Annotated in this window: 21 protein-coding genes; 14 read left to right on the top strand and 7 right to left on the bottom strand. The window is 61.2% G+C overall.

Features of this window, described 5'->3' with window-relative positions:
* Window positions 1-27 precede the first annotated feature (27 nt).
* The 5 genes from PQU94_RS03800 to PQU94_RS03780 all read left to right on the top strand — a co-directional run bounded on the left by PQU94_RS03800 (window position 28) and on the right by PQU94_RS03780 (window position 3404).
* The gene (locus PQU94_RS03800) at window positions 28-390 is read left to right on the top strand and encodes a hypothetical protein (RefSeq protein ID WP_272740173.1); all 363 of its coding nucleotides are present in this window, start codon (window positions 28-30) and stop codon (window positions 388-390) included.
* A 69-nt stretch (window positions 391-459) separates the two neighbouring features.
* Window positions 460-1515: an endonuclease/exonuclease/phosphatase family protein gene (locus PQU94_RS03795; protein ID WP_272740172.1), complete on the top strand. Its 1056-nt coding sequence runs from the start codon at window positions 460-462 to the stop codon at window positions 1513-1515.
* Window positions 1515-1919: a WYL domain-containing protein gene (locus PQU94_RS03790; RefSeq protein ID WP_272740171.1), complete on the top strand. Its 405-nt coding sequence runs from the start codon at window positions 1515-1517 to the stop codon at window positions 1917-1919. The genes PQU94_RS03795 and PQU94_RS03790 overlap by 1 nt, the downstream gene beginning before the upstream one ends.
* Window positions 1920-1998: 79 nt before the next feature.
* Window positions 1999-2775: a hypothetical protein gene (locus PQU94_RS03785; protein WP_272740170.1), complete on the top strand. Its 777-nt coding sequence runs from the start codon at window positions 1999-2001 to the stop codon at window positions 2773-2775.
* Between the two features lie 119 nt (window positions 2776-2894).
* Complete coding sequence (locus tag PQU94_RS03780; protein ID WP_272740169.1) at window positions 2895-3404, top strand: MOSC domain-containing protein; 510 nt, start codon at window positions 2895-2897, stop codon at window positions 3402-3404.
* A gap of 51 nt (window positions 3405-3455) precedes the next feature.
* Here PQU94_RS03780 and PQU94_RS03775 read toward each other — a convergent pair whose 3' ends face one another.
* Entirely contained in the window at window positions 3456-4277 is an 822-nt protein-coding gene (locus PQU94_RS03775) for a hypothetical protein (protein ID WP_272740168.1), read from the bottom strand.
* A gap of 387 nt (window positions 4278-4664) precedes the next feature.
* Window positions 4665-5876 (bottom strand): nitrate/nitrite transporter, encoded by a 1212-nt coding sequence (locus PQU94_RS03770; protein ID WP_272740167.1) that lies wholly within the window; start codon window positions 5874-5876, stop codon window positions 4665-4667.
* Between the two features lie 299 nt (window positions 5877-6175).
* Here PQU94_RS03770 and PQU94_RS03765 point away from each other — a divergent pair, with 299 nt between their 5' ends.
* The 6 genes from PQU94_RS03765 to cobA all read left to right on the top strand — a co-directional run bounded on the left by PQU94_RS03765 (window position 6176) and on the right by cobA (window position 14486).
* Entirely contained in the window at window positions 6176-6769 is a 594-nt protein-coding gene (locus tag PQU94_RS03765; RefSeq protein ID WP_272740166.1) for an ANTAR domain-containing response regulator, read from the top strand.
* Window positions 6763-7908, top strand: a complete 1146-nt coding sequence (locus tag PQU94_RS03760; protein ID WP_272740165.1) for a CmpA/NrtA family ABC transporter substrate-binding protein — start codon at window positions 6763-6765, stop codon at window positions 7906-7908. The genes PQU94_RS03765 and PQU94_RS03760 overlap by 7 nt, the downstream gene beginning before the upstream one ends.
* Before the next feature lie 228 nt (window positions 7909-8136).
* Window positions 8137-10623, top strand: a complete 2487-nt coding sequence (gene nirB / locus PQU94_RS03755; RefSeq protein WP_272740164.1) for a nitrite reductase large subunit NirB — start codon at window positions 8137-8139, stop codon at window positions 10621-10623.
* Window positions 10620-10967, top strand: a complete 348-nt coding sequence (gene nirD, locus PQU94_RS03750) for a nitrite reductase small subunit NirD (RefSeq protein ID WP_272740163.1) — start codon at window positions 10620-10622, stop codon at window positions 10965-10967. Before nirB ends, nirD begins: the two co-directional genes overlap by 4 nt.
* 35 nt (window positions 10968-11002) lie before the next feature.
* Window positions 11003-13663: a nitrate reductase gene (locus PQU94_RS03745; RefSeq protein WP_272740162.1), complete on the top strand. Its 2661-nt coding sequence runs from the start codon at window positions 11003-11005 to the stop codon at window positions 13661-13663.
* On the top strand, window positions 13656-14486 hold the full coding sequence (gene cobA / locus PQU94_RS03740; protein WP_272740161.1) for a uroporphyrinogen-III C-methyltransferase: 831 nt from the start codon (window positions 13656-13658) through the stop codon (window positions 14484-14486). Before PQU94_RS03745 ends, cobA begins: the two co-directional genes overlap by 8 nt.
* Window positions 14487-14518: 32 nt before the next feature.
* Here cobA and PQU94_RS03735 read toward each other — a convergent pair whose 3' ends face one another.
* The 5 genes from PQU94_RS03735 to PQU94_RS03715 form a co-directional block, all read right to left on the bottom strand.
* Window positions 14519-15100 (bottom strand): MogA/MoaB family molybdenum cofactor biosynthesis protein, encoded by a 582-nt coding sequence (locus PQU94_RS03735; RefSeq protein ID WP_272740160.1) that lies wholly within the window; start codon window positions 15098-15100, stop codon window positions 14519-14521.
* Between the two features lie 38 nt (window positions 15101-15138).
* Complete coding sequence (locus PQU94_RS03730; RefSeq protein ID WP_272740159.1) at window positions 15139-15948, bottom strand: ABC transporter ATP-binding protein; 810 nt, start codon at window positions 15946-15948, stop codon at window positions 15139-15141.
* 12 nt (window positions 15949-15960) lie between these two features.
* Window positions 15961-16848, bottom strand: a complete 888-nt coding sequence (gene ntrB / locus PQU94_RS03725) for a nitrate ABC transporter permease (protein ID WP_272740158.1) — start codon at window positions 16846-16848, stop codon at window positions 15961-15963.
* A gap of 75 nt (window positions 16849-16923) precedes the next feature.
* Window positions 16924-18174, bottom strand: coding sequence for a CmpA/NrtA family ABC transporter substrate-binding protein (locus tag PQU94_RS03720; protein WP_272740157.1), 1251 nt, complete (start codon window positions 18172-18174; stop codon window positions 16924-16926).
* A 13-nt stretch (window positions 18175-18187) separates the two neighbouring features.
* Window positions 18188-19318, bottom strand: coding sequence for an alginate export family protein (locus PQU94_RS03715; protein WP_272740156.1), 1131 nt, complete (start codon window positions 19316-19318; stop codon window positions 18188-18190).
* A gap of 824 nt (window positions 19319-20142) precedes the next feature.
* On the opposite strand from PQU94_RS03715, the gene PQU94_RS03710 reads away from it, so the two are divergent.
* The 3 genes from PQU94_RS03710 to PQU94_RS03700 are packed head-to-tail and all read left to right on the top strand — an operon-like array spanning window position 20143 to window position 21669.
* Complete coding sequence (locus tag PQU94_RS03710) at window positions 20143-20883, top strand: ImuA family protein (protein ID WP_272740155.1); 741 nt, start codon at window positions 20143-20145, stop codon at window positions 20881-20883.
* 13 nt (window positions 20884-20896) lie between these two features.
* Window positions 20897-21154 (top strand): hypothetical protein, encoded by a 258-nt coding sequence (locus PQU94_RS03705; protein WP_272740154.1) that lies wholly within the window; start codon window positions 20897-20899, stop codon window positions 21152-21154.
* The gene (locus tag PQU94_RS03700) at window positions 21151-21669 is read left to right on the top strand and encodes a hypothetical protein (RefSeq protein ID WP_272740153.1); all 519 of its coding nucleotides are present in this window, start codon (window positions 21151-21153) and stop codon (window positions 21667-21669) included. Before PQU94_RS03705 ends, PQU94_RS03700 begins: the two co-directional genes overlap by 4 nt.
* Window positions 21670-21672: the final 3 nt, after the last annotated feature.

The following is a 21672-nucleotide window of genomic DNA, read 5'->3' as shown; positions in this document are numbered from 1 at the left end:
CGCTCTCGCTGACAGATCCGAATTGATATGAGCCTCAACCCCGAAGGCCTGCGCCTCTATCATGACCGCCTGGCCGCAATGATCGCCGCCTTACGAGACCTGCCGCAACCCCTTGTCAAGGGCCGCGCCTGTGCGCTTGGCACCCTGACCTCTATGCAGCGCCGCATCGAAAAGCTGCTTACTGACTGGGAGACGCGGGCCATGACCGAGGTCGATCGAAAGGACGTCTCGCGTGATGGCGCGACCCTGCGCATGCTGCGCGATGACAAATGGGTCTGTGGCGATTTTGACGGTGTTGCGTTTCATCTGCCGCAGGCCGGTGAGGGCCTGACCTTTATTGAGGCCATGGCGACGCTCGAAGCGGCGCAGGCGTCCGCCGTTTCGGATTAGCGCACCTCAAAACCGCTGGACGGGATCAAAACCCTGTCGATAAATGAGCCAATATCAAAGGAGCCCGTCATGACCCTGAAAACTGCCCTCTGGCTGGTAAGTGGCCTGTTGAGCCTTGTCATTGCGGGCAGCGCTGCTGCGCAAGAGGTCACGTCGCGTCTGACCGTCATGACCTACAATGTCGAGAACTTCTTTGACGCCGAAGACGATCCCCGGATGCCCAATGGCTCGAGCAACGAGGTCATCAACACCCCGGCCTGGGTGTCGGCCAAGGCGGCAAACGTCGCGCGCGTCATCCAGCGCTTTGATTTCGGGCGAGGGCCGGATGTCCTCGTTCTGACCGAGGTGGAAAGCCAGGCGAGCCTTGAGGCGATTAAAGGTGCCCTGAATAACGCCGGTGCCGCCTATGTGACGGCGGTGCTATTGGATGCCGATCCGAACCGTCCCGCCCCCAAGCCCGACCAGCGTGGGATCAAGGTCGCTCTTCTGTCCAAACTGCCTCTGGCCAGTGGCTTTACGCCTAGGTCCTTCCCGGTGGATCTGACAAAAGCGTCCGACTGCAAAAGCCGCGATGGGGCTGCCGGTACAACCCGCGACCTTCTGCAAGTCGATCTGGCTCTGCCCGACGGCAAGACGCTGACCCTCTTTGGCGGACATCTGCCGTCCGGCGGCAATCCGCGCGTGTGCCGGGAAATCGCGGCCCAGACGATAGCAACTCTGGCGGCCAAACTGCCGCAGAGCCACGTCATCCTCGCAGCCGGTGACTTCAATTTCAACTGTGCGCCCGAGGAACGCAAAGGCCTTGCAGCCGCCTTCACTGGCTGGGTCTTGCCCGCGCAACTGGACAATGCCTGCCGCGGTAGCGGTAGCCAGTTCTATGGTCGCGAAAAGACCTGGTCCTATCTCGACGTCATCACCCAGAAGGCCAGCGGTTCGAGCCAGGACTGGACCATTGATCCGAAGACCTTCCGCACCGTTTTGACCGACAACGAACAACTGCAGTGGGACGATCGCGATCAGGTCATGCGTCCGAAGGCCTTCCGTTTTAACGCCGAAACCGGCAAGGGGTCCGGCACCTCTGACCACTGGCCGATCGCCATTGATCTCGTTCGGGGAGGCAAGTGATGACTGTAACGACACTGATCGCGTTTCTGGCAGGGTTTATTGCGGGCGTGGCCCTGACCTATCTGATCGTCATCAAGGGGCGCGAGGTGCCTGCCGAGGCCCTGCGCAATCCCTCGAAATACAAACGCGCCGACCCGGAGGTTGCGCGCACGCTCGATGAGCATGATCGCGATATGGCCGCAACGGATCCCCGTTGGATCGAGGGTGAAGAGGGTGAGTTTGCCAACTTCACCTATGCCGATCGCGACGGGGTGGTCACCGAGCGTCGCGTGTCCAACTGGCGCAGCCATGGTGCCTATATCGAAGGCGTTTGCCTCAACCGGCAGGAGGAACGCACGTTTCGCAAGGATCGGATCACCGGATGGTCTGTGCAGTCTCAATCTGAGGTGCCGGCGTTTGGGTAAAGCCATCTCCTATCAGAGGGGAATGGCTTATTTGCAATGCGCGCTATAGGAAGCCCACAGCCGTTGAGAGGAGCGACCGATGAAGCCTATAGCCCTGACCCCCGTTCTGCTTGCCGCTATGTGCGTTTTGAGTGCGTGTGGCGCTCCTGACAGTGAAGCCCTTGATACGGCTTCCCGGGCAGAGTCCGGCAACGCGGCCTCGGGCGGCATAGAGATCGTCGATCCCGTTGCGGCTTCGGCCCCGGTTTCGCGTTCGGCGCTGGAAACCCTGCCCGCGACCGAGGCGGCGGGACCCGTGGCCTGTTCGACCGAAATCGGCGCGAAGGCGGCCGAGCGTCTTGCGAAGAGCTGCCGGAACGTATCCCCGGCGACGCATCCGCCCTGCAATGTCGCCAACAGTTGCGCGATGATTTCCGATGAGATTGCGCGCAGTTGCGCGCTCTTCGACGAAAAGGACGCCCCAACCGCCGATTGCCGGCCTGATCCCAAAAGTGCGCAGGCGGCTGCGGCGGTCGTCCGCCTCTATTATTCGGCCATCAATGCAGGTGATTACGGCACGGCCTGGTCGCAGTGGGGCGAGGACGGTCCACCCAACCAGTCCTTACCGCGGTTCAGCTCGGGCTTTGCGGAGACCCGGTCCACCAACGTGACGATTGGGGAATTGCCCGAGGGCGATGCCGGGGCGGGGTCGGTGTTTCAGAGCGTGCCGGTCACCATCGATGCGGTGCTGAAGACCGGAGAGCATCAGCGCTTTAAGGGGAGCTACACGCTTCGCCGCGTCAACGATGTCGACGGGGCCACCCCGGCTCAACGCCGCTGGCATATCGAGTCCGCGAAACTGGCGCCGGTAAAATAGACGACCAGAGAGAACGTCGGCGATGCTTAGGCTCAAGACGTTCGCGCTGGTTAAAGACGCCGCGCCTGAGTAAGTTTACGCCCTGAAAATCTCGCTATCCCAACCCTAACCGGACCACCATGCCCTTTCATCCCAAATCCAGGCTCGCTCAGCTCCTGAAGGCTCCGGTGCGTCCCGGCACAGTGCAGTGGATCGGTTTGCGGCTGGAGCGGCGAGGGGAGATTGTTGCTGCAGATGACGCCCATCTGTCACCTGAGATTGGCTTAATCGGCGATCATTACCAGGGACGAAGTGGCAACCGGCACCTGACGCTTATCGGCCAGGAGGACATACATGCGATCGCAAGCTTCCTCGGTGTGTCCGTGCAGGCGCACGCGCTTCGGCGCAACGTCGTCACCTCAGGGATCAATCTGCTGGCGCTGAAGGATAAGCGCTTCCGACTGGGCAAGGCGGTGCTCGAATACACTGGCGAATGCCATCCCTGTTCTCGCATGGAAGAGATATTCGGTGTCGGAGGCTACAATGCCGTGCGTGGACGTGGCGGGATCACCGCACGGGTCATTGAAGGTGGCCGCTTTCGCGTTGGGGATCGGCTGATAGTGGAAGGCGACGAGACCCAGTTAACCTGAGCCAGGCCGATATCTTTTGTTCGGGGGAGCGCCATGACTGGCTTTCAAAGCCTAATGATGCCGTCCCCTGAAAATTGGGCGTCCCTGACCGGCTTGCCGGAATAGCCAGAGCGTCAACAAGACACTCAGGCCAGCCAGAAGCGTCACAAGGGTGGCCGCGACAGACGGCGGTAATGCCTGATCGAAGATCAGCCCGACTATGGGTAAGATCTGCATCATATGGGTCGCCACGAAATGGGCCGGGCGGCGGTCGCCAACGGTGAGTGACCAGCCGGTAACCGGCATCTTCGGTGCCCCCGCCGCTTCCTGGCCGACATGGTGCGATAAGGCTCCGCCCATGGCAAACGCCGTGATGAATGTCATCAGCGTACCAAGGGACAGACCGAGCACGCTGCCCCATCTCAAACCGGCGCCACCGGCAAAGCCGGGATCCAAAAATATGTAAGCGCCCAGAATGCCGGCTGCCAGCGTAAGCACGACGGCCCCGAGCGCCATCAGAGCGTACATCAGCCGCGCTACTGGCGTGCCCACGTTGAAGTGAGACCGCTCCTGCTGCGCGGCTCTGAACCCGATATAGAGAATTTCAAATGCGGCGGCCACGCAGGCGGCAATAGCCGTTGCGGTCAAGAAACCCCTCTGACGCAGCTCTATGGACAGGCCACCCGTCAGCAAAGCCAGCGTCTGGAAGTGGATGAACAGGGATAAGGCAAACTTCAGGGGTTTCAGCCATACGGGCTCGCCCGCTATGCGCCGTCGATCAAGAGCCAGAAGGAGTGTCGTAAGGATAAAGGCCAGCCCAAAGCCTGCGGTTGCTGCCCAAAACCAGTCTTGCGCCCCGCTGAACGCGAAGCCGTAGTCTTCCGCTTTGAACACGATTTCCCCCATAGCCGTCTGAGAGGTCTTACGTCCCCGAGCAGAAATGGATTGCGGAAAGGCGCTCTAAATCGAGGCGGGCACGCGCTGAACGCCAATCAGGGGGTTGGCCGGTTGCCGCCATCGGCGTCCGGCCCGCTTTGTCTTGAGCGCCGCCGTTAACGCCAGTGTTCAGCCTCTATATGGGTGAATATGTTTTCGGCCGGAAGGGAATACGCTGGCAGAACGCTGGGTCGGCGGACAGACCGGCCGCGGTTAGAGCGCCCCTCCCGGTGGTTTTGGCGATTGAGGGTAAGTTGCATACTGGGTTACCGGGAGAAGCCGCGGGTCTGCTTCAAGCTGATGCGAAGCCCCCGACCATCGGCGAACACTACCGCGATGACCATATCATATACGCACGTTCTCCAGAACCCCGCCCCACGTCGTGCGCCAGCGGCGTTTGATCAAGGTCAGTCCGCTGAAGGCTATTAATGCCAGTACCGCAAAGCCAATCAGGCCGGGCTGATAGGAGCCCAGAGCTTGTTTCGACAAGCCAAGGCTCGTGGCCAGATAGAAGCCCCCAATGCCACCGAACATGCCGACTAGACCCGTCATGACGCCGATCTCAGCGCGAAAGCGTTGGGGCACCAACTGGAAGACCGCACCATTGGCCATACCCAATGCCCCCATGCCGACGATCAGGAACAAAAGAGCGCTGAACGCGTTTGGGAGACGGAAGCTGATTGTGGTGAGGGCTATCGCGGCGACGATGTACATGATCGACAGCGTCCGAATGCCGCCAATCTTGTCTGCGACGCTGCCGCCCACCGGCCTGAACAGAGAACCGGCAAAAACGCAGGCGGCGGTGAAGAAGCCCGCCTTGATCGGATCTAGGCCGTACTCTGTGTTGAAGTAGATGTTGAGAGAAGAGCTGAGACCGACGAAACCCCCGAAGGAGACGCCGTAAAAGAGAAGAAACCACCAGGCGTCCTGCTGTTTGAGGACGGCAAAATACTGGTCAAGACGCTTGGGCGCCGGCGGATCGGGCGCGTCTTTGGCGAAGAGGAGATAAAAGATAAAGGCCGCGATCAACGGAAGCGCGGCAAATCCAAAGACGGTCGTCCATCCAAACGCCTTGGCCAGCGACGGCGCAAACAGTGAGGCGAAGACCGTGCCGGAATTGCCCGCGCCTGCAATCCCCAGAGCCACGCCCTGATATTGCGGGGGATACCAGCGCGACGCCAGAGGCAGGGCGACAGCAAACGAAGCGCCGGCGACACCCAGCACGCCTGCCAGCATCAGGACACCGGTGTAGGAGTCAATTTTCAGAACAAAGGCCAGCAGCAGGCCGGAAATGACGATGGCCTGAGCGATGGCACCGGTGGTTTTGGGGCCGATGCGATCGACCATAACGCCCGCCACCATACGTAACACGGCCCCGGTGAGAATGGGCACGGCGACCATGAAGCCCTTCTGTGCCGGGCTTAGGCCGAGGTCGTTGGCAATCTGTACGCCTAGCGCCCCCAGAAGCACCCAGACCATGAAACTCATGTCGAAGTATAGAAAGGCCGACGCCAGGGTCGGGACGTGCCCGGATTTGAGGAAGTCTTTGGAAATCATGGATAAACCTGCGGCGTCGTGCCGGGCAGCCTGACAGGCGCCACAGCCATGGGGAAACGTTTTTGGGTGAAGACGACGGTCCGGTTCGTTCCGGAAGCTGACCGCCGTTGGTCAGTTCCCCAGTCGCATATCAAAGGCTAAGTTACCCTGACCCGCTCTGTCAAGACTGGATTTTTGCACCGCGAGAGGCGTTGAATTTTTCTCTTGCGCGCTGCGGTATATTCGCATTAGCCCTAGTGGGAGATTCGAACCCCGCCCCGAAATCGGGGTGTCGATCTGTCCCTTGCCGGATAATTCCCGTGAATGTGCTGATCATCGACCCTGACGATGCGCGCGCCGCCCTGGTGGCGGAAGGCCTGCGGCTGGACGACGGCCTTCAGGGCGCAACGATCCACGTCTGGCCACGGTTCGAACTCGCGCGCCTAAGCGCTATCAACCCCGACATGGTCATCATCGCGTGCGAAAGTCCGGACCGCGATACGCTCGATGCGCTGCAGATCGCCCATGAACACGCGCCCCGCCCTGTGGCGATGTTTGTGGACCGTTCCGATGCCAACACTACGGCCCAGGCCCTTGAGGCCGGAGTGGCCGCCTATGTCGTGGACGGCTACTCCCCAAACCGGGTCGCATCAATTCTCTCGGTCGCCGCGCATCGCTTCAATCTGATGCAGACCCTGCGCCATGACCTTTCAAAGGCGCGGGCCGATCTGGCGGCGCGAAAGACCATTGACCGGGCCAAGGGGGTGCTCATGACCTCACGCGGGATCGGGGAGGAAGAGGCCTATCGCCTGATGCGCAAGCACGCCATGGACTCAGGCCGCCCGATTGCGGCCATTGCCGAAGATATTCTTGCCATTTCCGACCTGCTGAAAAAGAGGGACGACGGATGCTGAGTGTACGTATCGGCTTTAGCCCCCTCAACGACGCCGCGCTCGTCGTCCTGGCCGAAGCGCTGGGATTTTACAGCGCTGAGGGACTGGATGTTTCGTTAAGCCGCGAGGCCAACTGGTCGAATATCCGAGACAAGCTTTCCTACGGTTTACTGGACGCCGCCCATGTGCTCGCAACGCTTCCGCTCGCGCGCGGACTGGGGCTTGGGCCGGCCATAGGGCATATCATCGCCCCCATGGCTCTGGGGGCGAACGGCAATTCGGTGGTCATCTCATCAAAGCTGAAAGAGGTTTTCGAGGGACTTGGGGCTTCGACCCTTCTGGAATCAGCACGGGCTCTGCGCATGGTGATCCAGCACCGGCGCGCCGTCAGCGAAGGCAAGGTGACACTGGCGATCCCTTTCAACTATTCGCCGCATCATTTTGTGCTGCGACACTGGCTGGCGGCGGGGGGGATTGACCCGGATCGCCAGGTGCAATGGGTGGTTCTGCCGCCATCGCGGATGGCCGATCATCTGCGCGACGGGGTGATCGATGGCTTCTGCTCAGGCTCCCCCTGGCCACAGATGGCCGAGCTGAATGGTGATGGGGTGGTGCTGTTTTCCGATCCGGCTTTCTGGACACTGAAACCTGAGAAGGTACTGGCTGTGCGGGGCACCTGGGGGGAAGACAACCCTCAGGCCGTGGTCGCTCTGACACGCGCTCTGCTACGGGCCGGGCAGTGGGCAGTCAAGGCTGAGAACGCCGATGATCTGGCCCGTCTCCTCAGCGCGGATTTGTACGTGCGGGCTCCCCTTGAGGCGGTTCAGGCGGCTCTTGCAACCGGCGGGGCCGGACTGATCCTCGATCCGCAAACGGCGACCTTCCCGTGGATCAGCCATGCCAAATGGTTTATCGGGCAGTTCGTACGATGGGGCCTCACGGAGGATAATCATGATTTTGACGCTGTCGCCCGCCGGATTTACCGTCCGGACCTGTGGCGTCAGGCAGCCGAACCATTGGGTCTGGCGCTCCCGATCGACGATGAAAAGGACGAGGGCGGCGCCGACGTGAACTGGAAGGTTCGGGCGAGGCCGCACGATATCGTGATGCCGCCCAACGCCCTGTTTGATGGTGGGGTGTTTCGCGTCCACAGAGGCTAAAGCTTCGTCTCGCACGCGCAAAAACGGAGATTGACAGGGCGTGCGTCCTGTGGCCCAATGAAGCTACGGATCAAGGTCGATCCACGACATTTGCCCAGAAGCGCCAACGGCGGCGCGTTTGAGCCTTCATCGGACAAAGATGTCCCGCACTCCTGAAACGCTTTGGCGTCAAAGGGGTGCGGGATTTTTTTTGGCCCAATTCCCACGCGCTCGCATTGGAGCAACCCCATGGCTTTTCATTCTGAGCCTGTGGCCAAACCCCGGATCGTCGTCATCGGCGCGGGCATGGCCGGTGGCCGCATCGTCGAAGAGATCCTCAAACGCGATGATCGGATGTTTGATATTTCGATCATCGGTGCCGAGTCTTGCGCCACCTACGACCGCATCCAACTATCGCCGGTGCTGGCGGGCGAAAAGACGTTTGAACAGATCGTCACCCATTCGCAGGACTGGTACGACGTCAATGGCGTGAAAACACACTTTGGCGTCTGGGTGCAGGGCATTGACCGCGACGCTAGGCGGGTGGTGCTGCATGACGGTCAGACGATCAGTTACGACTGTCTGATTCTGGCTACCGGTTCCGACCCCATCCGACTGCCTCTACCCGGTGCGGATTTGTCAGGCGTCGTGGCCTTTCGCGACCTGCACGACGTCGATCTGATGCAGAAAGCGGCGGAGGCAGGCGGCGAGGCGGTGGTCATCGGCGGCGGGCTTCTGGGCCTGGAGGCCGCCTATGGTCTGGCCAAACGCGGCATGAAGGCCACCGTGATCCATCTGGTCGATGTGCTGATGGAGCGTCAGCTCGATGAGGCCGCCGGGCGATTGCTGGAAAAGGCGCTGGCCGAACGCGGTGTGTCGGCCGTCCTGAGTGCGCAGTCCGAGGCCATACTGGGCGAAACCCATGTGGAAGGGCTGAAACTCAAGGACGGACGGGTGATTCCGGCCTCGCTGCTGGTCATGGCGGTGGGTATCCACCCGCACGTGGAACCGGCGAAGTCAGCCGGTCTGACGGTCGAGCGTGGCATCGTCGTCGATGACCAGATGCGCACCAGCGACCCCTTCATCTTTGCGGTCGGCGAATGCGTGCAGCACCGCGGGCAGTGCTATGGCCTTGTGGCACCCATCTGGGACATGTGCCGCACGCTGGCCGATGTGCTGACCGGCAAGAATCCCCAGGCGACCTATCTGGGCTCGGAACTGGCGACGCGGCTTAAGGTCTCCGGCGTCGATCTCTATTCGGCCGGTCAGTTCAATGGCGGCGACGATTGCGAAGACATCGTGTTCCGTGATCCGGCGCGCGGCGTCTATAAGCGCATCGTCATCAGGAATGACCAGCTTGTGGGCGCGGTGCTGTTTGGTGAGGCGGCCGATGGCGGCTGGTATTTCGACCTGATCAAAAAGGGGGAAAGCATCGGTGAGATTCGCGACACCCTGATCTTCGGTCAGGCCGTGACGGAGGCGCTGGCCGGTGTGGACCCTAACGCCGCCGTTGCGGCATGGCCCGACGACACGGAAGTGTGCGGCTGCAACGGCGTGAGCAAGGGTACGGTGGTTGCGGCCATCAGCGGCGGCGCGGACACGCTGGACAAGGTGCGCGGTTGCACCAAGGCCTCAGCCTCGTGCGGCTCGTGCACCGGCATTGTCGAACAGTTGCTCAAGGTCACTCTGGGCGATGCTTTCAAGGCGCAGATCGGCCCCAAGCCGATGTGCAAATGCACCTCACACGGCCACGCGGTCGTGCGTCAGGCGATTGTCGAGCAAGGACTGATGACCATCCCAGACGTGATGCAAGCGCTGAAATGGGAGACGCCGGATGGCTGTTCTTCGTGCCGGCCGGCGCTGAATTACTACCTCTTGTGTGCGTGGCCGCGTGAGTATCAGGATGATCCGCGCTCGCGCTTCGTCAATGAGCGTAACCACGCCAATATTCAGAAAGATGGCACCTATTCCGTCGTGCCGCGCATGTGGGGCGGCGTCACTTCGGCCAGGGAGCTGCGCGCCATTGCCGATGTCGTCGATAAGTTCAACCTGCCCATGGTCAAGGTCACGGGCGGGCAGCGCCTCGATATCTTCGGCGTCAAAAAAGAAGACCTGCCCGCCGTTTGGGCCGATCTCAATGCCGCCGGTATGGTCTCAGGCCACGCCTATGCCAAGGCGCTGAGGACGGTGAAAACCTGCGTCGGGTCGGAATGGTGCCGCTTCGGCACGCAGGATTCGACGGGGCTGGGTATCCGGCTGGAACAGGACACCTGGGGGTCCTGGATGCCGCACAAGTTCAAGATGGCGGTCTCAGGTTGCCCGCGCAACTGCGCCGAGGCGACGATCAAGGACTTCGGCGTCATCTGCGTCGATTCCGGCTATGAGCTGCACGTGGGCGGCAATGGCGGCATTCACCTGCGCGGCACGGATTTGTTGTGCAAGGTGGCGACCGAGGCCGAGGCCCGCGAGTATTCGATGGCCTTTGTGCAGTTCTACCGTGAGGACGCCTGGTACCTGGAGCGCACCGCGCCGTGGATTGAGCGTGTGGGCCTTGAGGCGATCAAGGCCAGACTGTTCGATGAGGAGGCCCGCAAAGCTTTAATGGCGCGCTTTCTCGAGTCACAGGCCGTGTTTCAGGTCGATCCATGGGCGGAACACGCCCCCCAGTCCGAGCCGGCCAAAGTGTTTTCACCGCTGGCGGACCTGCGCAGCGAAAAGAAGGAGATGGCGCGATGAGCGGCGATCTGGCTTTGCAAAGGCCACCTCTGACGTGGCTCGATGTCGGAGCGGCGGCGGATGTACCGTTTCAGGGGGCCCGGCGGGTCGAGACGGACAAGGGGGCCATCGCCGTCTTCCGCACCGTGGATAATGACTATTACGCCGTCATGGACAAATGCCCGCACAAGGGCGGCCCTCTGTCCGAAGGCATCGTGCACGGCCGTCATATCGCCTGTCCGCTGCACAACTGGTCGTTCAGTCTCGAAACGGGGGAAGCCGTCGGGGCCGATGCGGGGAAGGGCTGTACGCCTACCGTGCCGCTGAAGATCGAAAACGCCCGCATTTTTCTGGGACTGTGTTGAACCCCTTTCCTTAAAGGGAGAGGGGGAGAGGTTCAATGACAACCACCCAATCCACCACCTGTCCCTATTGCGGCGTCGGTTGCGGCGTTGAAGCGACGCTTGATGGCCGGCAGATGACTGTCCGGGGCGAGGCGGCGCACCCGGCCAATCTGGGGCGGCTCTGCTCCAAGGGCACGGCTTTGGGCAAGACCTTCGGGCTGGAAGGGCGCTTACTCAGCCCTCGCCGTCGTACGCCACAGGGTTTTGTCGATACGACGTGGGACGCGGCGCTTAGCGAGGTGGCCGGGCGGTTTCGCGACATCATCGCCGAACACGGCCCGGACGCCGTGGCCTTTTATGTCTCCGGTCAGTTGCTGACCGAGGACTATTACGCGGTCAACAAGCTGGCCAAGGGCTATATCGGGACAGCCAATATCGACACCAATTCGCGCCTGTGCATGAGTTCGGCCGTTGCCGCCCACAAACTGGCCTTCGGGGCGGATCTCGTGCCGGGTGTCTATGACGATCTGACTGAGGCGGACCTTCTGATCTTCAGTGGCCACAATGCCGCCTGGACCCATCCGGTCCTCTATCGGCGGATCGAGGGGCGTCAGGATCAGTTTCGCGTCTGCATCGATCCGCGCCGCACCGATACGGCCAAGGCGGCCAACCTGCACCTGATGATCCGCCCGCAGACGGATGTGCGCCTGTGGAATGGCCTGTGTGCGCATCTGATCGCGCGCGATGCGCTCGATCATGACTTTGTGGATCAGCATACACAGGGTTTTTCGCGCCTGATGGCCGCGCTCGCCGCCGACGATCAGAGCCTTGAGGCCGTGGCCGCGGATTGCGATGTATCGCCAGCCGATCTGAAGACGTTTTATGAGGCCTTTCTGCACACCGAAAAGGTGGTGAGTCTGTTTTCCATGGGCTCCAACCAATCGGCGCAGGGGGTGCAGAAGGGGCTCAGCCTGATCAATGCGCACCTCCTGTCGGGGAAGATTGGCAAGCCTGGAGCCGCGCCGTTTTCGGTCACGGGCCAGCCCAATGCCATGGGCGGGCGCGAAGTTGGCGGGCTGGCCAATATGCTCGCCGCGCACATGGATTTCGATGAAGCATCGAAGGCCCTGGTGCAAGGCTACTGGGGCTCACCGACGATTGCGCCCAGACCCGGCCTGAAAGCCGTCGATATGTTTGAGGCGGTGCGCACGGGCAGGATCAAGGCCATCTGGATCATGGCCACCAACCCCATGGTGTCCATGCCGGATGCCAACCGCATCCACGAAGCCCTGTCGAGGTGCGACCTGGTGGTCGTGTCCGACGTCATGGCGCGTACCGATACGATGGATATGGCGCATATCCAGCTCCCGGCGGCGGCCTGGGGTGAAAAGGATGGCACGGTGACCAATTCCGAGCGCGTCATCTCAAGGCAGCGTACTCTGACCCGGTTGCCGGGCGAAGTGCGTCCGGACTGGGCGATCATCGCCGAGGTGGCGCGACGGATGAACCCGGATTGGGCCCCGGCCTTTGACTGGGCGGGTCCGCATGAGGTCTTTGCCGAGCACGCCGGGCTGACGGCGTTTGAAAATAACGGACAGCGTTTTCTCGATCTGGGCGGTCTGGCCGGGATGACCAGGGCGTCATACGACGCGCTGATGCCGGTGCGCTGGCCGTTTCCCGCCGAGGGGCTGCCGGCGACGCGCCTGTTTAGCGATGGGCGTTTCAACACGCCGAACGGTCGGGCGCGACTGGTACCGCCGGTCGTGCGCGGCCCGGCTAACCGTCCGACGCCGGAGTATCCATTCAGTTTCAATTCCGGCCGCGTGCGTGACCACTGGCATACGATGACGCGCACGGCGCTGGCGCCGGAACTGAACCGCCATATTACCGAGCCCACCCTCGATATCCACCCGAAGGATGCGCGGCGGCTGGGGATACGCGAGGGCCGGCTGGCGGTCGTGACAACGGTGCAGGGTGAGGCCATCTATAAGGCGCGCGTGACCGACGATGTACGCGTCGGCACTCTGCACGCCCCTATGCACTGGACAAGACAGTTCGCGCCCTATGGTCGCTCAAACCCGCTGATCAACCCAGCGGTCGATCCCTTGTCCGGGCAGCCGGAGTTTAAGCATACCCCGGCGCAGGTGCGGGCCTTCGGGGAGGTGTGGCACGGCTTTCTGATGGTGCCGCGAGACTTCGACGGCACACTGCCTGAGTTTCAGTCGGATACGGTCTGGCGTCGCACCGCCTATGCCCACGCGGATGGCTATGAGATGGCGGGTACGGGCACGCCGGACAGCGCGGACTTTGACGCCACGGCGACGCTTGAGGACCCGGCCACCGGCATCCGGCGTCAGGTGCGCGTCGAAAACGGCCGTTTGACGCGGGTATTGTTCATAGCGCCCATCCACAAAAAACTGCCGCCGCGCGACTGGCTGCTTGAGTGTTTCGGAGAGACGCAACTGAGCGCGCCACAGCTTGCGGCCTTGCTGATCGGGCGGATGCCGGGCGTGTCGGACAGGGGCCGGATTATCTGCGCCTGCAACAGTGTGGGTGAGAACGCTATTTTGGCCAGCATTGAAGCCGGTGCGACGACGGTTGAAGAGATAGGCGAAGCCACGCGCGCAGGCACCGCCTGTGGCGCCTGCAAAGGCGAGCTGAAACAGTGCTTGCAGAGGCAAAGCACACAAAAAGAAAGGGGTAAGGCCCATGTCTGAGGGATCCGTTTCTCTGGTTGGCGCAGGGCCTGGCACGTCGGACTACCTGACACTCGGGGCCGTAAAGGCCCTGCAAAGCGCGCAGGCTCTCCTTTACGATGCGCTGGTGGACGATGAGGTCCTGGCTTTTGCGCCGCAGCGGTGCGTTAAAATCTGCGTCGGGAAACGGGGCGGCCGCCTATCGGTGTCACAGGATAAAACGAACGCCCTCATGGTTCGTCTGGCGCACAAGGGGCTGAACGTCGTGCGACTTAAAGGCGGTGATCCCTCCGTTTTCGGTCGGGTCGAGGAGGAGCGGCAGTATCTCGACGCCTATGGTGTTGCGCACCGGACCATAGCCGGTGTGACGACAGCCAGCGCGGCCGCCGCTCAGTTTGGTTTTCCACTGACTCATCGGGCCTCGGCGCGCTCCGTCCATTATCTGACCGGGCGCACAAAGGACGGATTGCCTGACTTAGACGGGAAAGGGCTCGAGGGCTCAGAAACAACACTCGTCTTCTATATGGCCGCGCAAAAAGCGAAGGCTATAGAAACCGCCTTACTGGCGCTTGGCCGGCCGGAGTCAACGCCGGTTCTAATTCTTGAAAATGTCGGTCGCACCCACGCGGCCATGCGGCGCTGCAGTCTAAGAAGTCTGGTCAGCACGGTGCGCGAGGCTGTTTATGAGGGGCCGGTCCTCATCTGTATTGGCGATGTGTGCGCCTTCGCACGTACGCATCGGCCCGGACACACGCAAGAGACGATGACAGCGGCCGAAGCCACCGCCGTTTGCCCGCACGACACCCGTTTGGCCCGAACCGGACGGACACGCGCCGCGCTTTGAAGGTTGAATGGCCGCTTCTTCAGGCCATCCGCTTAAATCTTATCTTGAGACACCGCGTAGGAATCTACGGGGATATCCATCCCGTCAGCGGCCACCGTGCTTTTCTTTTCCGCTCGCAGGCCCGCCCGTACTAGCGAGCATATGTCCGGATCCAGGCTCAGATGGTGGAAGAGCAGATTGTCCCAGATGTCTCTCAGGGCAGAGAGCGAGGCCGGCAGCGCAAGGACACAGGTCCCATTTGCAATGCCGGCCACAGCGCGGGACAAAAGGCCTGGCAGACCTGCCGACGCGTGGCTGTAGACATGAAACAAGACGGAAAAGCCATCAAAACGCTTTTCCAGAATCGTTTCGAGCGCTTCAGGTGTAATGTCATCAGGATTAGGGCCGGTGCCGCCCAGAAGGACCAGGACGCGGCAATCGGGTGAGGCAATCCGTCGTTTAACCTCCGATCGAAGAGGCCCAGCCTCAGACACAACCTCACCCCACTCTACCGCCTCGTAGCCGGCCTCGACCAGTCGTGCGCTCAAATGGCGCATGGCCTCCGTCGGCGCGCCCTGTGGGTTGCGGGTCACATTGAGTATGCAAGCCGAGACACGGCATTTATCGGATGTCATGGGCGTAGGCCGCGCGCTGAGGATGCGTCATGTAAGTGTCAGGCTGGCTCAGCAGGGGCCGGGTGCGCGTGATCGTGCGCTTCAAGGAAGCCAACGATGCTGCGGCGGCAGTCAATGAACTGGGCGTCCTGCAGGACCTGTTTGCGATCGCGGGGCCGGGGCGTTTTCACGTCTACGATCTCCCCGATGCGGGCTTTGGGGCCGTTGGTCATCATCACCACGCGATCGGCCAACAGAACGGCCTCATCGACATCGTGGGTGATCATCAGAACCGTTGAACGAATGCGCTCATGAAGCTCCATCACCGTGTCCTGAAGGTGAGCACGGGTAAGCGCATCAAGCGCACCGAAGGGCTCATCCAGCAGCAGAACCTTGGGTTCCATAGCCAGGGCGCGGGCGATGCCGACGCGCTGCTTCATACCGCCTGAGATTTCGCCGGGACGTTTATCCTTGGCGTGGGTCATCTTGACCAGTTCCAGATTGTGCAGAGTGCGGTCGTGGAGCTGTTTCAGGTTTTCCCTGGCGCCATAGAGCTTCGCAACGGCCAGACGCACGTTCTCATAAACGGTCATCCACGGCAGAAGCGAATGGTTCTGAAAAACGACAGCGCGTTCAGGCCCGGGGCCTTTGATCTCTTTATTGTCGAGCAGGGCGGCCCCAAGCGTCACCGGCACAAGGCCCGCGACCACGTTCAGAAGGGTGGACTTGCCGCAACCGGAATGACCGATGATCGACAGGAATTCGCCCTTGTGGACGCTGAGTGAAACATTCTCGAGCACCTGCGAGATGACACCATCGCGCTCGAAATCGACATAGATGTTTTCAAGGGAAAGGAGCGGTTTGGACATGAGGTTACCTTTTTAATCCGCTGTGGTGCCGCGCGAGACGTACTGACCCACAAGGGCCACCAGACGGTCGAGCACAAAGCCGACCAGACCGACCCAGACGAGGGCCACGATGATGTCGGACATGCGCGAGGAGTTGTACTGATCCCAGATAAAGAAGCCGATGCCGACGCCGCCCAGCAGCATTTCAGACGCTACGATGGCCAGCCAGCTCATGCCGACCCCGATGCGCAGACCTGTGAAGATGTGCGGTGTGGCCGCGGGCAGCATGATCTTGAAGAAGTATTCGCCGGGCGTCAGGCGTAACACCTTGGCGACATTGACATAGTCCTGCGGGATATTGCGCACGCCGACCATGGTGTTGATCACGATGGGCCAGATGGAGGTGATAAAGATGACGAACAGGGCCGACGGCTGGGCTTCTCGCAGGGCGGCCAGCGAGATAGGCAACCAGGCCAGAGGCGGCACGGTGCGCAGGACCTGAATGATCGGATCGGTCCCCTTGCGCGCCCAATCCACCGTGCCGAGGAAGGCGCCCAGAAGAACGCCGCACACGGCGGCCAGGCCAAAACCGATACCCACACGCGACAGGGAGGTCAGCACGTGCCAGAACAGGCCCTTGTCCACGCCGCCGCGGTCATAGAAAGGATTGAAGATCAGTTCCTGCGCGTCCATCAGGACCATGGAGGGCGAGGGCAGACCACCCGGAAAGGCGGTGCCCAGCGCTTCCCACATCAGGAGCAAGGCGCTCACCGTGAGCAAAGGCATCAGGTAGTTCCCAGCCTTGTCAGCCAGCTTTCGCCGTCTGGAGGCCGCTATCTGTTTGGCCTGCGCCGCCGCCAGAAGGATCTGGTTATGATCGGCGACAGGATCGGCGGGCGTGTCAGACTGAGGGGCGGTCATTTTGTGAACTTCAAAGGGCATGGAAACCTCAATATCCCTCTCCCCTGACGGGGGAGAGGGTTGGGAGGGCTTAAATCAGGCCAGCTTCTTGACGGGCTGGCTGGCGAGGTAGGCGGAGGGGTTGGTCCAGTCGAAGGTCTTGCCATCGAAGAAGCGCTCGACGCCGCGGGAATCCGCCGGGGCCGGGATGCCATACTGTTTGGCCACTTCGCGCCACAGGTCGGAGCGGTTGACCTTGTTGACCAGCGCCTTGGTATCCACGTCGTTGTCGATAATGCCCCAGCGCTTGTTTTCGGTGACGAACCAGGTGTCGTGCGACTTGAACGGGAAGCCCGCATTGTCGGCCCAGAACTTCATCAGGTGCGCTGAACCTGAGACGTTCCGGCCATCGCCGTAATTGATCTTGCCCTGAAGGCGCGGCAGGATGTCGTTGATAGGGACGTTGATATACTGACGCCCGGCGGTGATGGCGCACATGGCGGGGCGGTTTGTGTCGCACCATTGCTGGGCTTCCATGACCGCCGCGATCAGGGCCTTGGCCGCATTCGGGTACTTATCGACCCAGTCGGCACGCATCCCCAGGGCCTTTTCCGGATGGTTCATCCAGATTTCGGAGGTCGTGGTGGCGGTATAACCGATCTTCTGATTGACGAGCTGACCGTTCCACGGTTCACCCACGCAGAAGACGTCCTGCGTCCCGGCCTTCATATTGGCCACCATCTGCGGCGGCGGAATGACGATGGTGGAGACATCCGTATCCGGATTGATCCCAGCGGCCGCCAGCCAGTAGCGCACCCACAGATCATGCGTACCACCGCGATAGGTCATGGCCACCTTGGCCAGATTGCCGGCGGCTTTCATCTGGGCAAACTTGGCCTTCGCGCCGGCGGCATTCAGCCCGACCAGCACGTTTTTCAGATCGTTGCCGACGCTGATACCCTGACCGTTGGTGTTGAGGCGCGCCAGAATATACATCGGCGTCTTGCGCGCCCCGACGCCTAGGGTGAACTGGTAGGGCATGGGGCTGAGGATATGCGCCCCGTCGATTCCACCGCCTTGTGCACCCAGAACGATATTGTCGCGCGTGGCCCCCCATGAGGCCTGTTTCAGCACCTCAACATTGGGCAGGCCGTATTTGGCAAACAGGCCCTTCTCTTTGGCGATGATGAGGGGGGAGGCATCGGTCAGGGCGATAAAGCCCAGCTTGGCACCGGAAACCTCCGGTCCCTTGCCGGCGGCAAAGGCCCCTGAGGGGAAAAGCCCTTTGGCGGCGGCGACGGTGGCGGCAGCCCCGATCAGGGCCTGACGACGGGAAAAGGTGGTCATATCAGTAGGTCCCTTAAAGTTTGTATTCGAAGCCGACCCACACCTTGGTGCGCGAGGCGGGCATGATCGTATTGGCGCGCTCAAAGTCGGCATATTTCAGCAGCAGCGACAGGTTCTTGGTCAGGCCGGAGGCGAACTGCGCGTCGAACTCCGTGCCGATCGACTGGCTGAGGCGCTCCGTTTCAAAATCGTGGTAGGCGAGCGTCAGGGTCGGGTTCTTGATCAGCGGGAAGGCGGGGTGCGTGTAGCCCGCCACCGTCAGGGTGTAGCTGAGGTTCTTGAACCCGTTGGCCATGGTCTTGTTGCCATTGAAGGCCAGCGCATCGGACCAGCCATTGAAGGCGTGCGCCGTGGCCAGCGGCGTAATAAAGCCGCGCGTGCCGTCGCCTTCAAAGGTCTCGTAACCGACCTTGAAAGTGTACATGTCCCAGGTCACCGCCCCGTCGATATTGGAAGCGGACAGCTCGAAATCGGCCGGGTTATAGCCATAGTCGGTCTGCTTGGCATAATAGCCGGAATAGGCCAGCTTGAAGGATGACACCCAGGCCGAACCTGACGCCTTGAGGCCAATGGTATTGGTCGAGTTCGCCTTGGCATTCTCAAAATCGAGCGCGTAATCAAAAGCCTGAATCTTCAGGGCTTCAGTGATCGGCAGGGTGACATTCAGCAGGTGGCTGTCGGAATCCCAGTCGGCGCTTTCGCCCAGGATGCGGTTGACCTGAAACACATAGGCGTAGGTGACGGCCAGCTTGCCCACCGTGGTATCGACGCGCAGGGCATCGAAGGTCTGTTCGTCCTGACGCCATCCGACATTACCGATGAAGCGTGCATCGTCGAGGATAATGCGCTGACGACCGGCGGTGACGGTGGTGAAGCTCGACGGCGTCCACACCACCTGTGCACGGTTCAATTCGGTCACCGTGGGATCATTGACCGTCGGATATTGCGTCTTGCCGTTGGTCGTCGAGTTGTAGTCGTCATCCAGAGCGCGGACATCCTCGAATTCCACGAGGAATTTCAGGTTCTTCCAGTCCGCCGACTGAAAGCCGATGCGATTGCGCAGGGTCAGCGCCGACCCCTTTTTCAGCCCGGCCTGATCAACGCCTTCGTAGCGCAGGCGGCTTTCAAGCAGCGGCTTGCCCATGGCCAGCGCTTCGCCAAATGTCTCCTGAGCGAAAGCCGGGGCGCACACCCCGCTTAAAATTGTTGCGCCGCACAAAATTAAGGGCGCACTTTTCCGACGCAGCTTTAGATGGGCCACGGTCCTATCCCCTGAAAAGAGCAAAAAAAAAACGCCCCAGACTAAACCGCAGGTTCCCCTTATGCGGTAAAGCTCTGAGACGTCGTTGTCCGGTGATGGGCGAAGCCTTCAATGGCAGCGCCGCGTGTCATCCGCCTTTGGATAACACTGTCAGCGTCATATAACATTCACGACGCGTCAATCTTTTTTTCGCAGTCGCGTAAGAATTGTTAAGCTGAGCCATCGAGTGAGATAAATTGGCAACAAAAAGTCAAATGATGCCTCGTTCGTGCGCTGTTAAGACGCGAAGCGGGGGCTTTGTATCCGAGAGGGGCTCTCTTTGAAGGTGAGCTATGCGCTCATCCGCATGCTCGTAAGACGCGCTGTGCCGATATGCGTTTTGAGCCTTGATCCTGAAGAGAAGAAGAGCGTTGCAACCGTCTGGCCAACACAGTTGTGCGGGCTTCCGTTCAAGCTGTGCATTTAGGCGCGAGCCTTGGCCTTCCGCCGTTACAGGGAACACCGACAATTCACAGAAATTTGTTCCCTGTTTGTTTCCCAAGAATCGGCTGTTAAGGATTTGTGACTCCTCACGATTCCGCTCTGACCCATCGCCCTGACAATTTCTGGCAGCACGCAGACGCCGATCTCGGCCTATTGACTCTTGTTCAAATTAAAGAACAAAAAGCGAACATAGCCTTTGGCGTTCAGAAAGGATGCTTGATGTCATGCCCGCTGCCAACCCCGCCGTCCTCAGCGCTTTGCGAGACCGGATCGACCATATCGGCGGTCACAGTGCGCCCAGACGCGTCGTTCTCCCCTTCGGCGTTCCCGACATCGACACCCGTATTCCCAAGGGGGGGCTGGCCTTTGGGGCCCTGCACGAGATCGCCGGTGGCGCCAATGGCGCGGTAGATGGGGCCGCCGCCATTGCCTTTGCCGCCGGGATCGCGGCGCGCTCTGGCGGGCGCGTTCTCTGGGCCTATACGCAGCCTGATCTGTTTGCCCCGGCGCTGGCCCGTTCAGGCCTGACCGATGACAAGGTCGTCTTCTTCGAAGCCGGCGATGAGGCCGCCGTGCTGGGGGCTTGTGAGGAAGCCCTGCGCCACGGCGGCCTCACCGCGGTCGTGGGCGAACTCGCCAATCTCTCCCGTGTCGCCTCACAACGTCTTCTGATGGCGGCGGAGGGCACAGGAACGCTGGCCCTGATCGTGCGCCGCTGGCGCCGGCAGGTCGATGCCAAAGACTTTGGCCGCCCCACGGCCGCCTTTACCCGCTGGCGCGTCACCGAACTGAACTCAGCGCCTTTGCCGGTGCGCGGCGTCGGACGCGCGCGCTGGATGCTCGAACTGATCCGGGCCCGCGGCGGCGAGTGTCATGATTTCGAGGTCGAGGCCTGTGACGGGGAGGGGCATATCCGCCTGTCCGGGGACGCACAAATGACAAACACCCTGCGGGCCGCATCTTAAGAGGAGGGAGACTATGCAGTTGTTTGAGACACCGGATGAACACGCCCGGCTGGCCCTGTTCGATGGGGCCGCCGTCCTGCTTACGGTCGCCCGGCATGAGCGCGACTATATGGCCTGTGTGCAGAAGATCGGTCCCAAAGGCACGGTCTATTACGATGTGGCCGGCTACAGATACCACGCCGATGGCTCGCCCCTGCCGCAATTGCCGCGCGCGCCCCAGATCCTCGACGTCGTTGATCTCTATCAGACCGATTACGCGGATATCGCATGAGTGAACTTGTCACCTGTGCGGGGAAGGTGGTGGCGCTGGCGCCCCTCGTCGCTATCGGGCCGGTATGGAGAAATGGCCTTTATGAAGACACGCATCTGGCGTTCCCGGTCCATATCCAGGGCCTGCCTCAAACCCTTTGGTTCCAGTCGGAGGATGGCTCAGACGAGGAAAGGGCCGCACTCAGAGATGCGCATGCGCAACTCGTGGCCGCCTGGCGGCGCTATCATCTTAAGGACGGCGTATCGCCGGGCCTGTTCGACCTGTCCCATCTTCTGATCAGTCTTCAGGCTATCTCCGCCGTCAGTCCTATATACACGAAGACGGTCACTGTGGGCGGCTGGGGCAGCGTCAGCCGTCATCAGCCGATCTACGACATTCATGTTTCGGGCCTCAGCGAACCCATTCGTCGCTCGGCCTCCGTCGCCGTGCCGCTCGACGTCCTGACGGCTGAGCGTGACGCCCTTCTGGAAGCCTGGGCCGACTGGGTCGATCCTCTCACGCGACAGGCGGTGTAGGGT

Origin of the sequence: Asticcacaulis currens, from assembly GCF_028550395.1 — a bacterium.
Classification (GTDB): Bacteria; Pseudomonadota; Alphaproteobacteria; order Caulobacterales; family Caulobacteraceae; genus Asticcacaulis; species Asticcacaulis currens.
The sequence above is the reverse complement of the archived record's forward strand: the minus strand, read 5'-3'. Positions and strand labels throughout refer to the sequence as shown.